13 protein-coding genes are annotated in these 14,493 nt (G+C 70.4%); 12 read left to right on the top strand and 1 reads right to left on the bottom strand.

All coding sequences use genetic code 11. The features are described 5' to 3' along the window. Window positions 1–8 precede the first annotated feature (8 nt). The 10 genes from purE to Q9Q40_04690 all read left to right on the top strand — a co-directional run bounded on the left by purE (window position 9) and on the right by Q9Q40_04690 (window position 12,334). On the top strand, window positions 9–530 hold the full coding sequence (gene purE / locus Q9Q40_04735) for a 5-(carboxyamino)imidazole ribonucleotide mutase (protein MDQ7006517.1): 522 nt from the start codon (window positions 9–11) through the stop codon (window positions 528–530). Between the two features lie 4 nt (window positions 531–534). Beyond that, the gene (locus Q9Q40_04730; protein ID MDQ7006516.1) at window positions 535–1,806 is read left to right on the top strand and encodes a MiaB/RimO family radical SAM methylthiotransferase; all 1,272 of its coding nucleotides are present in this window, start codon (window positions 535–537) and stop codon (window positions 1,804–1,806) included. Continuing rightward, the gene (locus Q9Q40_04725; GenBank protein MDQ7006515.1) at window positions 1,803–2,840 is read left to right on the top strand and encodes a thioredoxin family protein; all 1,038 of its coding nucleotides are present in this window, start codon (window positions 1,803–1,805) and stop codon (window positions 2,838–2,840) included. Before Q9Q40_04730 ends, Q9Q40_04725 begins: the two co-directional genes overlap by 4 nt. A gap of 95 nt (window positions 2,841–2,935) precedes the next feature. Further along, on the top strand, window positions 2,936–4,426 hold the full coding sequence (locus Q9Q40_04720) for a tetratricopeptide repeat protein (GenBank protein ID MDQ7006514.1): 1,491 nt from the start codon (window positions 2,936–2,938) through the stop codon (window positions 4,424–4,426). Beyond that, window positions 4,423–5,646 (top strand): VWA domain-containing protein, encoded by a 1,224-nt coding sequence (locus tag Q9Q40_04715; GenBank protein MDQ7006513.1) that lies wholly within the window; start codon window positions 4,423–4,425, stop codon window positions 5,644–5,646. Before Q9Q40_04720 ends, Q9Q40_04715 begins: the two co-directional genes overlap by 4 nt. A 972-nt stretch (window positions 5,647–6,618) precedes the next feature. Further along, complete coding sequence (locus Q9Q40_04710; GenBank protein ID MDQ7006512.1) at window positions 6,619–6,942, top strand: hypothetical protein; 324 nt, start codon at window positions 6,619–6,621, stop codon at window positions 6,940–6,942. Window positions 6,943–7,094: 152 nt separating this feature from the next. After that, window positions 7,095–8,402, top strand: a complete 1,308-nt coding sequence (locus tag Q9Q40_04705; protein ID MDQ7006511.1) for a porin — start codon at window positions 7,095–7,097, stop codon at window positions 8,400–8,402. A 39-nt stretch (window positions 8,403–8,441) separates the two neighbouring features. Then, entirely contained in the window at window positions 8,442–9,926 is a 1,485-nt protein-coding gene (locus Q9Q40_04700; GenBank protein MDQ7006510.1) for a porin, read from the top strand. A gap of 9 nt (window positions 9,927–9,935) precedes the next feature. Then, window positions 9,936–10,607 (top strand): peptidylprolyl isomerase, encoded by a 672-nt coding sequence (locus tag Q9Q40_04695; GenBank protein MDQ7006509.1) that lies wholly within the window; start codon window positions 9,936–9,938, stop codon window positions 10,605–10,607. Window positions 10,608–10,759: 152 nt separating this feature from the next. Then, window positions 10,760–12,334, top strand: coding sequence for a type IV pilus twitching motility protein PilT (locus Q9Q40_04690; protein ID MDQ7006508.1), 1,575 nt, complete (start codon window positions 10,760–10,762; stop codon window positions 12,332–12,334). A gap of 19 nt (window positions 12,335–12,353) precedes the next feature. Here the strand turns inward: Q9Q40_04690 and Q9Q40_04685 are convergent, their stop codons facing one another. Next, window positions 12,354–12,791 (bottom strand): cytidine/deoxycytidylate deaminase family protein, encoded by a 438-nt coding sequence (locus Q9Q40_04685; protein ID MDQ7006507.1) that lies wholly within the window; start codon window positions 12,789–12,791, stop codon window positions 12,354–12,356. 128 nt (window positions 12,792–12,919) lie between these two features. On the opposite strand from Q9Q40_04685, the gene Q9Q40_04680 reads away from it, so the two are divergent. Then, window positions 12,920–14,059, top strand: coding sequence for a DegT/DnrJ/EryC1/StrS family aminotransferase (locus Q9Q40_04680; GenBank protein ID MDQ7006506.1), 1,140 nt, complete (start codon window positions 12,920–12,922; stop codon window positions 14,057–14,059). A 107-nt stretch (window positions 14,060–14,166) separates the two neighbouring features. Next, the coding region (locus Q9Q40_04675) for a hypothetical protein (protein ID MDQ7006505.1) at window positions 14,167–14,493 on the top strand (327 nt) is incomplete at its 3' end.

Raw genomic sequence — 14,493 nt, 5'->3', positions numbered from 1 at the left:
ACCTGACCATGAGCGACTCTCCCCGCGTGATGATCTTGATGGGTTCCGCCTCCGACCTCGACGTGATGCGCCGCGCCGCCAGGGAACTGGCCGGGTTCGGCGTGCCTTTCGACCTGGAGATCACCTCCGCCCACCGCACTCCCGAACGCACCGTGGAGATCATCCGCCGCGCCGAAGCCAAGGGCGTGGAGGTCTTCATCGTCGGCGCCGGCATGGCCGCCCACCTGGCGGGAGTGGTGGCGGCCCATACTTCGCGCCCCGTGCTGGGCGTGCCCCTGGCCGGCCCCCTGCTCGATGGCCTCGACGCCCTGCTGAGCACGGTGCAGATGCCCCGCGGCGTGCCGGTGGCCACCCTTGCCGTGGGCGGCTCGGGAGCGACCAACGCCGCGTTGCTGGCGGTGCAGATCCTCGCCCTCTCCGACCCGCGCCTGGCCGAACGGCTGGCCGAGCGCCGGCGGTCGATGGCCGAAGAGGTCGAGCAGGCCTCCCGCCGGGCCAGGGAGAGCCTGGACGCCGACGCGCAGGGCTAGCAGCATGGGCCGCTACTACATCGCGACCCTCGGCTGCAAGCTCAACCAGTTCGACTCGGCCCGGGCCGAGGGCTGGCTGCGTGAAGGCCGGCACACGCCCACCGACGATCCAGCCCAGGCCGACCTGATCGTACTCAACACCTGCACGGTGACGATGAAGGCCGACGCCGACGGCCGGCGCCTGGCGCGCCGCCTGAGAAGGCTCAACCCCCAGGCACGGATCATCGCCACCGGCTGCTATGCCGAGCGGGAACCCCGCGCCCTCGAAGAGCTGGGGGTGCTGGACGAGGTGGTGGGCCTTTCTCAGCGCGAGCGCCTGCCCTCCCTGCTCGGTGCGACGGAAACCTGCTCGACCGCGTCCATCGATCTCTTCTTCGGCGATCGCTCGCGGGCCTTCCTCCGGGTACAGGAGGGCTGCGACCTGGCCTGCAGCTACTGCGTGATCCCCTCCGTGCGGGGACCGAGCCGCTCCACGACTCCGGAGACGATCGTGGCCGCCGCCCGCCGCCTGGCCCGCCGGGGAGTGCGGGAAATCGGCCTGACGGGAGTCAACACCGGATCCTGGGGGGCCGACCTCGAGCCCCGGCGAGCACTGAGCGACCTGCTCGAGACCTTGCTCGACGCGCTGGCGGGTGAAGCGGTGCCCCCCCGCCTGCGGCTCAATTCTCTCGAGCCCCGCACCATCGACAGGCGCCTGCTCGACCTGATGGCCACGGCCTCCCCGCAAATCGCGCCCCACCTGCAGATTCCCCTGCAGAGCGGGTCCGACCGGGTGCTGGCCCGCATGTCCCGGAACTACCGCCGGCGCCACTACCGGGCCGTGATCGAGATGGCCGTCGAGCGCGTGCCCGGGATCTGCCTGGGGGCCGACGTGATCACGGGCTTTCCCGGGGAGCAGCCCGAAGACCACCGCCGGACGATGGCCTTCATCGCCGATCTTCCCCTGGCCTACCTCCACGTCTTCACCTACTCCCCCCGCCCCACCACCCGCGCCGCCGACCTCAGCGATCCCGTTCCCGAACGGGTGGCCGGCCGGCGCACCACGGAACTGCGCACCCTGGGAGAGGAAAAAGCCCGCGCCTTCCGCGCCCAGGCGCTGGGCCGGGTCCTGCCGGCCCTGGGCCTCGACGCGGTGGCGGACGACGGCTCCAGGCGCGCCCTGACCGCCAACTACATCGAGGTGCTGGTTGCCGACGCGCCCCGGGCGGAACTCTTCGACCTTCGCGTCACCGGGCTGGAAGACGAGGGGCGCGTGGTCCGTGGAGTGGTGGCATGAAGCGCCTGCTGGTCGCCTTGCTGCTGGCGGCAGCGACCCCGGCGCCCGCCTCCGCGGCGGTGGCCTGGTTCGAAGGCGATCTCCAGCAGGCGATGGAAAAGGCCCGGGCCGAGGGGCGGCTGGTGCTCGTCGATTGCTGGGCCACCTGGTGCAAGTACTGCCGCGTGATGGATCAGGACGTCTGGAGCCAGGAGGGCGTGACCCGCGTGGTCGAACGCAACACCGTCCCCCTCCGGCGCGAGGTGGACGCCCGCCGGGGGCTCGGCCTGGACCTCTCCGAGCGCTACGGCGTGCGGGAATTGCCGGCCGTCCTGATCATCGATCCGAAGGACGGCTCCCTGCTGGTGGACCTGGTGGGCTATTCCTCGCCCGAACGGCTGATCGAGGGCATCGACCAGGCCTACGAGAAATCCGCGGAGCGTCGATCGCCGCAGCAGCCCTCGGGGGCCGCCGACCTGCTGCGCGAGGGCCGGGAAGCACTCCGCGTGCGGGAGTTTCGCCGGGCCCTCGAGCGGACCCGCCAGGCCGCGGCGGCGGATCCGGATTGCCGCGCCGGCGTGGCCCTCGACGCGGGCCTGCTCGAGGCGGAGATCCACCGCCGGATGGACAGACCCGGGCACGCCCTCGAGGCTCTCGAATCCCTCGCCGACCGCTGCGCGGGAAAGCTCAACCCGGAGGCCTGGCGCCTGTGGTCGGAGCTGGCCGCGAGCGTCGATGGCCAGGCCGGCCGGGGCCGGGTGCTCGAGCGCTGGGCGGCGGCGGACACCGCCAGCGTGGAGGCGCAGGTAGCCTGGGGCGTGTGGCTCAGGGAGGAGGGCGGCGACGCGGCCCGCAGCGCCCGGGTGCTCGAAGACGTGACCCGCCGGGCCCCGGACGACCCCCTTCCCCTGGTGGAATGGTCCCGTTCCCTCAACGCCCTGGGCCGGCGGGAACAGGCCCTCGAGGCCCTCGAGGCGGCGATCCGCCTCGACCCCCACGACCCGGATCTGCGGGAACTGCGTTTCCGGCTGCGCTTCCCATCCACCGGACGCTGAACCGCGCTCCCTCCCGTCCCGGCCTTCCTGGAAAAGCCCGGACAGCCTCCCGGCTCTGGCTCCTGGAGGCGCCCGCGCTATGCTGGACGGCAGCCATGCACAGGCGACTGCTCTGCCTCGTCATTCTGACAGCGGCCATCCTCCCACCGACCCGTGCCGAGGACGCGGCATGGGTGCGGGAAGCATTCACCCGGAGGATGGGGCGCGGCCTGGCGGCCCTCGCCCAGGGCAACGCGGCGGCGGCGGTGGACGACCTCTGCTGGGCCGCCCGGCGGGGCCTGAACTCCGCCCGGGCCAACCTGGGCTGCGGCCGGGCCCTGCTGGCGGCGCGCCGAGCCGAAGAGGCCATCTCGTTCCTGGAACTGGCGCGGGACCTGGCCCCCGAAGACCTGGGGGTCGCGATCGCCCTCGGCGACGCCTACCTGGCGGCGGGCCGTACGGCCCCCGCCCGGGCGGCGTACTACCGGGCTCTCGAGGTGCGGGTCGACTACTCCCCCGCCTACGACGGCCTGGCCCGCCTCGCCCTGGCCCGCGACGACACCGCCGCCGCCCTCGAGTTCTTCGGCAAGGCCCTCGAGGCCAACCCCACCGACGCCCGTGCACGGCTGCACCGGGGCGAACTCCACTTGCGCGAGGGCCGCATCCAGCAGGCTCGGGCCGACATCGAGGAGGCCGCACGGCTGCGGCCCGACGACGGCGAAGTGCAACTCGGCCTCGCACGGATTCTCTTCGAGGCGGGCCTGGCCAACCGCGCCCTGGCCACGGCCCGCAGGGCGCGGGCGCTCCGCCCCCTCGACGCCCGGATCCCGGCCCTGACCGCCCGCACCCTGCTCTCTCTCGAGGCCCTCGGTGAGGCGGAACAACAGGCCCGCGAGGCGATCGGCCTCGATCCGGACCTGGTCGAGGCGCGACGGGTCCTGGCGGAAATCCTGGCTCGTACCGGGCGCATCGACGAGGCCGTCGAGCAGCTCGAGGTGCCCCATCCCCAGCGCCTGCTCGGCCGGCAGCGCCGGGCGCTGGACACGGCCCGCGCGCGCTGGCTCGAGCGCCGGGAGCACCTCGCGAAAATCGAAAAGCTCGTCGGCGAAGGCCGGCCGGAGCCCGGCGAGACCCTGGAACTGGCCGCCTCGCTGGTGGAAACCGGGCAGCCGGAGCGGGCGGCCCGCCTCGCCCAGCGCGCCCTGGCCGGACCGGCAGTGGACACGGCCCTGGAGCGCCGGGCGGCGGCCATTCTCTACCGCGCCGGCTATCCCCTCGAGGCCGGTGGCGTACTCGAGACGATCGACCGGCGGGGAGCGGCGGATACGCTGGACCTGGCCAACCTGGCTCTCACCCTGGAGCTGACCGGTGCCGAGGAGGCAGCCGAAAAGCTCTACCGGCGCATCCTGGACCAACCCGACCCGCCGGCGGAGGTCCATGCCGGCCTGGCACGCCTGGCCCTGCGGCGTGGCGACTACGAGACCCTGGTCCGGGAACTCGAGGCCTACCTGGCGGCCTCGCCGGCACCGGAGCGGGCGGCCCGGGCCGACGCGGTCCTCGAACGGCTGCGGCCCGGGGCCGCCCCCCCGGGGGAGGAGGCACCGTGAAGGGCGACACCCGGACCCGGCTCACCGGCCTGCTGACGGCCCTGGTCCTGGTGGCGGCCGTGACGACCGCCCAGGACCTGACGGCCCGCAAGGGCTTCAAGGTGACCTTGCTCGCCCCGCGTTCGGGCGAGGTCGTCTCGGGGCCCCGGCAGATCCGGGCCGCGGTCACCATCGACGACCCACGGGAGATCGAGGCCGTCCGCTTCTACGTCAACGACCGCCTGGTGCTCACCGACCGGGAGCCCCCCTGGCAGGCCGAATACGACTTCGGCGAGGCCAGCGCCCAGCACGTGGTGCGTGTCGTCGCCCACCACCGCGACGGCCCCACCGTCTCCGATTTCGCCATCACCCGCACCCTGAACCTCCGGTACGTGGTCCATGTGCAGCGGGTGGTCCTCGATGTCAGCGTCCGGGATCAGGACCGCCGGCTGGTCACCGGTCTCGAAGCCTCCGACTTCGTCGTCGAGGAGGACGGCCGCCCTCAGCGCATCGTCGAGGTCTCCCGGGAGGAGCGGCCGATCCTGGTGGGCATCGTGATGGACTCGTCGGGCTCGATGCGGGGGCGGATGGAAGCCGCGCAACAGGCGGCGTGCGGCTTTCTCGAAACGCTCCGGGACGGCGACCGGACCTTCGTGGTGGACTTCGACGAGCGGGTCTTCCTCGTCGAGGAGATCACCGACGACTTCGACGCCGCCTGCAAGTCCATCGGCGGCACCTTCCCGGTGGGCGGCACCGCGCTCTACGACGCCCTCCATGCCGCCTTTCGCGTCAGCTACCAGGTGCCCTCCGAACGCCGGGCGCTGATCATCCTCAGCGACGGGGACGATACCGAATCACGCCTCGACCTCGCTGCGATCACGGAGGAAGCGGAACTCTCCGACGTGACGATCTACGCCATCGGCCTGGGCGTCCAACCCCTGAGCACCGCCCGTTCGGCCCTCAAGCGGCTGACCCGCATGACCGGCGGTCGCGCCTTTTTCGTCCGCAAGGCCGAGGAACTGGCCGGTGTCTACCAGTTGATCGCCGAGGAACTGCGCGCCCTGTACCAGGTGGTCTACGCCTCGGACAACGAGGTCTTCGACGGGCGCCTGGTCCGGATCCGCGTGCGTGTCCCCGGCAGCCGGGGCTACGACATCCGCCACCGCCAGGGCTACCGCGCGGTCCGGCCCGGGCACGAGCGCGGAGGAGAAAACGCCCCCGGGGGAAACCCGGGGCTCTGAGTGGTCGAGCCACAGCGGCTGGGGCACGAGTTCGTCGAGGGGCGTTTCGGCACGCTCGGGGAGGGGGCGCAGGCGAACCCGCAGATCCAGGGTGCCCGTACCCCAGGCCAGGCGTCCGATGACCAGCGGGGCCCAGCCCGCCCGGCCGACCCGCAGGCGCCAGGGGCCTGGAGCCAGATCGATGGGTGGCACCGCGCCCTGCTCATCGGTCACCCGCCGGACCGGGTTGGCCCGTTGCCCCACGGGTTCGAGGGTCAGGTGAACGCCGGCCAGGGGAGCCCCCCGCTCGTCCTCGGCTTGCAGCCGCAAGGCATGCCCCGGTCCCTGACCGGCCGCTTCGACGGAAACCGGCGCGGCGAATCCCGGGAGGAGGGTCAGTTCGGCCACCGCCCGAAACGGTCCCCCTACGACGATGCCCTCGAGCCGTGCGGGCTGAAACCCTTCCGCCAGCGCCAGCACGCGGTAAGGACCGGGGGGCAGACCGTCGAGCGCATAGAGTCCACGGCCATCGGTCACGGTCAGCCCCAGGAAGGCCGGTCCGGCGGTGCGCTGGGCGATCACCGCCGCGGCGGGCAGAGCCCGCCCCTCCGCCGAGCGCACGGCGCCCCGCAAGCGGCCCCTGGCGGCGCCCCCCGCGGCGGCGGGCGCGGCAGCGGCCAGGATCAGCAGGAGTGAAACAACGCGTGTCATCGCAACCTCGAACGCAGCCGGGGGCCACGTCCCCGCCCGGCGGCCCGCGGCGAGCCCCCCGCGCCCCCGGGAACGAGCTTCCGGGGGACCGGGACACCGCACGCCGGCCCGCCAGTATGCCCCATGCGGCCTCGTTTCGCGGGGTGCGGCGCGCCGGGGGCCCCGTCCCTCCCGCCCGGGGCAGCGGATCGACGAACCGCGCCGAAAAACCGTCGGCAAGAAGCTTTCGCCGGCCTCCAAAAGGCCTTATATTCCGCCGAAGATGACCGTGTGGTTGCCAGCATGAGCCCGGTGCGGCTCGAGGCCGTCTATGAGCGGTATGCGCGGGATCCGAACGGGAACCCCAGGTCGGCTGTGCGCTGGGGCGTGCGGGCGACTTTCGGCGGCTCCGAGACCGAACCCGAAGCCCCCCGCCAGGGCCATCGGCGCCCAGGCGCTCCTGCCGGCGGCAAACCCCGGCCCGGCGGCCCGCGGGGCCCGCGGGAACTCCCCCCCCTCCCGGCGGAGCGGGTCCTGAGCTACCGCCCGGGCGGCGTCACCGTCCCCCTTCCCCAACCCGGCTCGGGGGCCGCCCATCTCGGCGCCCACCTCGACCGACTGGCCTGAGACCGCCCGCCGGCCCCGTCTCCGCCTCGATTGCGGAGCCCCCCCGGACGCGATATCTTGCCCGCTTCGCGGCGCGCCACCGGAGAGGAGAGGTGGCCGGGCGCGGTAGAGCGTGAACATCAGCCGATTCAGGGGAATCAAGGAGGTCTTTCATGCGGAAGTCGATCCAGGCGTTGGCAATCTTCTGCCTGGCCGCCGGTCTGTCACTGCCCATCTGGGCCGGCGAGGCCGGGAAGGCGGAGGACGGTGCGTTTTTCATCCGCGAGGGCGAGGCATTCAGTCTCAACGTCTCGACTCTGCTGCAGGTCCGGGCGGACTACAACGATGACGAGGTGACCTTCTCCGGCCCCCTCTACACGGGGGTGCCGAGCACGGACTTCGACCCCCAGACCGATTTCATCGTCCGCCGCGCCCGGCTGCGCTTCTTCGGCGAAGCCGGTGCGGAGTGGCTGAGCTACATGGTCGACGTGGACCTGGCCAGCCTCCCCTCCCCCAGCGGGGACATGCTCTCCATGCCCAGCTACGGCACCGCCCTCAGCCCGGAGTTGCAGGACGCGTGGCTGCGGTTCCGCATGGGCGAGAATCACAGCATGACAGTGGGCCAGCAGAAGGACCCCTTCGACTACTTCTACCAGGAGTACTCCCGCGACCAGATGTTCCTCGAGCGCCCCTACCTCAGCGGCGAGCCCTTCGCTCCGCGCCGCCAGGTGGGCGTGCGCTACTCCGGCCACACCGCCAGCGACAAGGTGGGTTGGGACGCGATGCTGAGCAACGGTAACGGCACCGGCAGCCTGGGCGACGACAACGACGAGTTCGCCTGGTCGGGCCGAGTCTACATCCAGACGCCCGGCTTCTTCGGCAGCGGCATGACGGCCCTCCCGGGCCGGTACGAGGGCCTGCGTTACGGCATCGGCGTGGCCGCCCACGACAACGAAGTGGGCTCCACCATGGTCTGCGAGGGCAGCCTCGCCCAGACCTGCGGCTATGCCACCGACAACCTGTCGGCCTTCGAGGTCTTCGGCGGTGTGGCCGGCACGCGGGTCCGCGCCAACTTCTCGTGGCAGTCCTGGAGCCAGGACAACGCCGGTTTCAACCCCGCGGGCGGGCCGGACGAGCTGCAACTCGACTCCTGCACCGTCGAAGTGGGAGCCTGGGTGGGCGATCACAGCGAAGTGGCCCTGCGCTACGAGTCCTGGACCACCGACCCGCTCGACACGATCTACACGGGCGAACTGCAGAGCGAGTACGAGACCACGGCCCTGACCGCGGGCTTCAACTACTACTTCACGGGCAACCACGACCTCAAGCTGCAAATCAACGTGGGCCAGTTCGAAATGGCCATCGATGATCGCCTGGACATCAGCGACCCCCTCGAAGCGCTCGCGGCCGGCGACTTCATTCGCGGCAGAACCGAGGCCAAGTCCAACTTCATTCGCATCGGAATCCAGCACGCCTTTTAGAGCCGCCGCGATTCCGCAGACCCAGAGGAGGACCTGGTCATGAAGCTACGATCGATGGGAGCCCTGCTCGCCGTCCTCGCCGCCGGAGCCGTCGCTCTTCCGAGCCTGGCCGGCGAGGCCTCGGCGGACGAACAAGGCATCCGGATTGCCGAGGGCGAGCACTTCTCCCTCGACATGCATTTCTTTGCAGAAGTCGCCGTCAACCGTTCGCGGGACGAACTGGACTATTCGGGCTCGTTCTACGGCTGGCTCGGCAACAACGACGAGGAGATCGCCTTCCCCTACGCAACGGGCGACGCCTTCTCCTCCGACGCGGGCATTCGCTTTCCCCAGCAGCAGGGCTTCGACCTGCAGCGGGCCCGAGCGATCTTCACCGGCAAGGCGGTCGCCGATTGGCTGACCTTCCGGCTGGAATCGGAGACGCGGGGCGGAGGTACCGACATGGAACTGCTCGACGCCTGGGTTCGCATCCGGGCCGGCGAGCAGTGGGCGCTGACCTTCGGCCAGTTCAAAACGCCCTTCGGCTTCTTCCAGCTCCAGCGCAGCTGGCGACAGCTCCTGCCCCGGCTCTCCCCGGCCACGACCTACATCTCGCCCGAGCGCGACCCCGGTTTCCAAATCGACTGGCGGCGGGGGCGTTTCCACGCCCAGGCCGCGGTCCAGAACGGCTCCGGGCGCAACACCTACGACACGGACACCGACCAGCAGATCGCCCTGCGCTTCGAGCTGACCGGTCCCGACGGCTTCGACTCCGACTCGCCGCGCTACGAGCGCCCGGACGAAGAACAGGTCACCGTGGGCGCCGCCTTCGTCAAGAACTCCCTCGGCATGGTCGACTCGCAGACCAAGGGTCTCTGTCTGCCGGTGGCCGGGGCCGAGTGCGAGCCCTCGGTCTCGCGGGATGGCTTCGAGCTCTTCTTCGGCTACCGGGCCGAAGCCGTGACCCTGCTGACGAGCTGGCAGAAGTGGACCTACGAAAACAACCGCCTGGTCAACGCGGGGCCCGAAGCGGACCACGTGCTGGGCATCCCAATTCCCACCTCCGCCGTGGTCCTGCGTCGTGATGACCAGGACCTGGAGGTGTGGCAAATCGAAGTCGGCCTCTTCGTGGCCCGGAACTGGGAGGTCGTCGGCCGCTGGGTCGAGGCCCAGCAGCCCGATTTCGGCATCGTCGACCCGGTCGCGACCGAACTCGGGCCGCCGGTGCTGACCAACACCGGCCAGACCGACACCCCGGTGATCGAAGACCGGCCCTCCTGGATCGCCCTGAGCGAGCGCCTGCGCCAGTGGGGCGGCGGCGTGACATGGTACGTCCGCGACCAGAACCTCAAACTCGAACTCGGCTGGTTGCAGACCGAACACAAGTCGTTCGTGCGCGATCTCTTCTCGTCCTACACCCCCGACGTGGGCTACCGCAAGCCCGCCGCCACCCGGACGATCCAGGCCGGAGATCACGTGGCCCGCACGGGGTCTCGTTTCCGCCGCAGCCCGCAGCTCTACGCCGTGCTCAGCTGGTACTACTAGGAGAGATCGATGAAGCGGAACATCCTTGCCCTGTGGACCTTGCTGGCCCTGGCGCTGCCCGCGGCGCTGGCCACCGAGGCCGCGCCCGCCCCGGCGCCCGATGCCGCCCTGGCAGCCATCGACGCCATGATCGCCAAGGCCGAGATCGACAAGAGCGACGGGGCCTGGCGGGTCCAGCTTCCCCTCCCCGCGAAGGTCACCTTCACCAAGGGGCGCAAGTACTTCGCCCTGATGAAGACCAACAAGGGCTCGATGAAGATCGAACTGCTGCCCAAGGCCGCGCCGATGCACGTCACCAACTTCATCTACCTGGCGCGGCTGGGTTTTTACGACGGCCTGGCCTTCCACCGGGTGATCCCGGGCTTCATGGCCCAGGGCGGCTGCCCGCTGGGCAACGGCCGGGGCGGGCCGGGTTACCGCTTCGCCGGGGAGACCAAGATGAACGTCCGGCACGATCGGCGAGGCGTGCTCTCCACGGCCAACACCGGCCGGCCGAGAACCGACGGCAGCCAGTTCTTCATCATCTTCAAGCCCACCCCCTGGCTCGACGGTAAGCACACCGTCTTCGGCCGCGTGGTCGACGGCTTCGAGACCCTCGATGCCCTCGAGCGGGCCGGCACTTCGTCCGGCGCGCCGCGGGAGCCGCTCCAGATCGACAAGGTGACGATCCTGGTCCAGTAGCCCCCCGATCCGCACCGATGCGGCGCGATCCGGAAAAGGCCGGAGCCCCCACGGCTCCGGCCTTTTCTTTTCCGCCCGCGGTTCCTAGATTCTTCGCAGGGGCGCCGCGCCGGCCACCGCCGGCGCGCAGAGTGCCCGCGTGGAGATCCCAGGTGGCCAAGCTCGACCGTTTCTTCCAGGCGATGTACGACCGCAAGGCCCGGGAATTGCAGCTCGTCGCCGGCCGCTCCCCCGCCTTCCTCCTGCCCGAAGGCCTGCAGCCGGCCTCCTCCGTCCAGCCCAACCTCGAGCAGGTCCTCGGCCTGCTTGCCGAGGTGGTCTCGGCGCCGGAGCTGGAGCAGATCCAGAGCCAGGGCAGCCTGGAAGCCACCGTCGTCCGTCCGGGACTGCCGCCGATACAGCTCCGGGTGAACGCCTCGGCCTCGGGACTCGAGGCAGTCTTCACCCCGACGGCGGCTCCGGCGCCCGGGACCCCCGAGGCCCCCACGCCCCCGGCGCCCCAGGCGTCTCCAGCGCCCCAGGCCGCCCCAGCGCCCCGGGTCGCACCGGCACCCCAGCCGGCCGCCGAGACTCCGGTGCCAGCGGTTCCGGCCGCCTCCGCCGAGCCCGCCGGCGGGCTGGAGATCGACCGGCTGCTGCACAAGCTCGTGGAAGCCGGGGGATCCGACCTGCACCTTTCCTCGGGAGAGGTGCCGATTCTCCGGGTCGACGGGGAAATCCAGCGCATCGAGGGCGAGGCTCCCCGGGATGCCGCCGCGATCCGCGAGTTGCTCTGGCCGATCATGCCCGAGCGTAACCGGGAGGAGTTCGAGCGCTGCCACGACACCGACTTCGCCCACGAAATTCCCGGGCTCGCCCGCTTCCGTTCCAACATCTTCCTCGACCGCAAGGGCCCGGGGGCGGTGTTCCGAACGATTCCCTCGAAGATCCTCACCGCCGACGACCTCGGGCTCTCTCCGAAGATCCTCGACCTGTGTCGACTGACCAAGGGGCTGGTGCTGGTCACCGGTCCCACCGGCAGCGGCAAGTCCACCACCCTGACCGCGCTGATCGACCACATCAACAAAACCCGCAACGATCACATCATCACCATCGAAGACCCCATCGAGTTCGTCCACGAGAACATCCGCTGCCTGGTCAATCAGCGCGAGGTGGGGATTCACACGGACTCGTTCAAGAAGGCCCTGCGGGCGGCCCTGCGCGAGGATCCGGACATCGTGCTGGTCGGCGAGATGCGCGACCTCGAAACCATCGCCATCGCCATCGAGACCGCCGAGACAGGCCACCTGGTCTTCGGCACCCTGCACACCACCACCGCCGTGTCCACGGTGGACAGGATCATCGACCAGTTCCCCCCCGAGCAGCAGAACCAGGTACGTACCATGCTCTCCGAGTCGCTCAAGGGCGTCATCGCCCAGACGCTCTGCAAGAAGATCGGCGGGGGCCGGGTCGCGGCGCTGGAAGTGCTGATCGGCATCCCCTCGGTGGCCAACCTGATCCGCGAGGGCAAGACCTTTCAGATCCCCTCGATCATGCAGACGGGCCGCAAGTTCGGCATGGTGACCCTGAACGAGGCGCTGATGGAACTGGTGCGGGAGAAGAAAATCACCGCCGAGGAGGCCTGGATCCGCGCCGTGGACAAGGGAACGATGGCCGCCACCCTCAAGAGTTCGGGGGCCGACATGTCCTTTCTCGAGGCCTCGAAGGAGCCGGTGGGTGTCGGCTGAGCGGGCGCGGCATTTCGACCTACTCCCCGCTCCCGCTGAGATCGATCAGCCGGATCTCGAGAGCCTTGGCAAAATCGTAGATCCGCTCGTCGCGGTAGAACTCGCCGAAGTAGATCGCCCGGATGCCCGCGTTGGCCACCAGCTTGAAGCAGTTCCAGCAGGGGCTGGCGGTGATGTAGATCTCGGCGCCGTCGACGGCCACGCCGTTGGCCGCCGCCTGGACGATGGCGTTGGCCTCGGCATGCACCGTGCGGACACAGTGCCCCGCCTCCATCATGTGGCCCACGTCGTCGCAGTGGTCCAGGCCGCGGATCGACCCGTTGTAGCCGGTGGAGAGGATGCGCTTGTCGCGGACGATCACCGCGCCGACGTGCTTGCGCTCGCAGGTGGAGCGCGTCGCCACCTGGCGGGCGATGTTCATGAAGTAGGTGTGCCAGTCGGCGCGATGGGTACTCATCGTGGATCCTCCAGGCCGGAGGCCGCGGGAAGGGACTTGCCGACAACCCCGGAAACCGTGACATTCTAGAAGTGAAACCGCTCCCGGGTCGAGGTAATCTGGCCGGGGTGGAGCAAGGAGCGTTGCCCATGGTGGAGCCGATGGCCGAAACGATCTCCCTCGCCTGTCCCGACGTGGGCCCCGAGGAAATCGCCGCGGTGGTGGAGGTTCTCGAGGATCAGCACCTGAGCCTCGGCCCGCGGCTGGAAGCCTTCGAGCAGGCCATGGCCCGCTACGTCGGCACCCGGGAGGCGGTCGCCGTCTCCTCGGGCACCGCCGCGCTGCACATGCTGGTCCACGCCCTGGGCTGGGGCCCCGGCGACGAGGTGGTCACCACCCCGTTCTCCTTCATCTCCTCGAGCAACTGCCTGCTCTTCGAAGGGGTGCGACCGGTGTTCGCCGACATCGACCCGGTGACCTGGGACATGGACCCCGCCGCGGCCGAGGCGGCCATCGGTCCCCGCTGCCGCGGGCTGCTGCCGGTGCACGTCTTCGGCCGGCCCTGCCCCATGCCCCGTTACATGGAAATCGCCCGGCGCCACGACCTGCAGGTGATCGAGGACTCCTGCGAAGCCCTCGGCAGCCGCATCGGCGGGCGCATGGCCGGCGCCTTCGCCCGGGCCGGGTGCTTCGCCTTCTATCCCAACAAGCAGATCACCACCGGCGAGGGCGGCATGGTGGTCACCGACGACCGGGAGTTGGCCGCCACCCTCCGCTCCCTGCGCAACCAGGGCCGGGGCGCCGACGGCACCTGGCTGAGCCACGAACGCCTGGGCTGGAACTACCGCATCCCCGACATCCTCTGCGCCCTGGGGCTCGTCCAGCTCCGCCGCCTGGAGAGCTTCATCGAGCGCCGCCAGAAGGTCTACGAACTCTACGCCCAGGCCCTTGGCGAGGTAGAGGGGATCATCCTGCCGCCTCCCGCCACGGCGGAGCAGCGCATTTCCTGGTTCGTCTACGTCATCGCACTCGAGGAAGGCAGCGACCGCGAACGCCGCGGACGGGTGCTCGACGCGCTGCGCGCCCGAGGTATCGGCTGCCGCAACTACTTCGCCCCGATCCACCTCCAACCGTTCTACCGCGAGCGCTTCGGGCTGCGGGAAGGCATGTTCCCCGTCACCGAATCCGTCGCGGCCCGCACCATCGCCCTGCCCTTCCACACGCGGCTGGACGAGGGCCAGGTGGGCCGGGTGGCCGAGGCCCTGCGGGAGGCGCTGGCGCAGCCCTGAATCCATCAGCCGGATGGATCTGTCCCCTAAAAATATTCGATTAGACTTTTGCGCCTGGAGTGTCGATCCTCCTTTTGCAGGGCCCCCGCCCGCCAAGGAGGCAGACCATGAACGACACCGCGAACACGTCCCCCCGGCAAGAAGCCGTCACCATGACCTGTGCGGCCTGCGGCGGCCCGGCATCCACGGTCACCGACATGGGTCCCACGAACCAGCCCGGCGTCCACAGCCTGACCGTCGCCGGTAACACCGGATTCACCACCCTCTTTCACGAGGCCGCCCTCGTGCACCAGATCATCGCCGCGCTCCGCGAGGGTGACTTGCAGGCCATCCCCCCGCGCTACTGGCTCGAACTCGATTGCGTCTGCCGCGAGTGCGGCGCCGCCTATTGCCGCGGGTGCTGGAGCGATTTCATGGACGAATTCGACCCCGAC

It is taken from the genome of Acidobacteriota bacterium, assembly GCA_030949985.1.
Lineage (GTDB): Bacteria > Acidobacteriota > Polarisedimenticolia > J045 > J045 > JALTMS01.
This window is presented reverse-complemented; position numbering and strand designations above follow the sequence as displayed.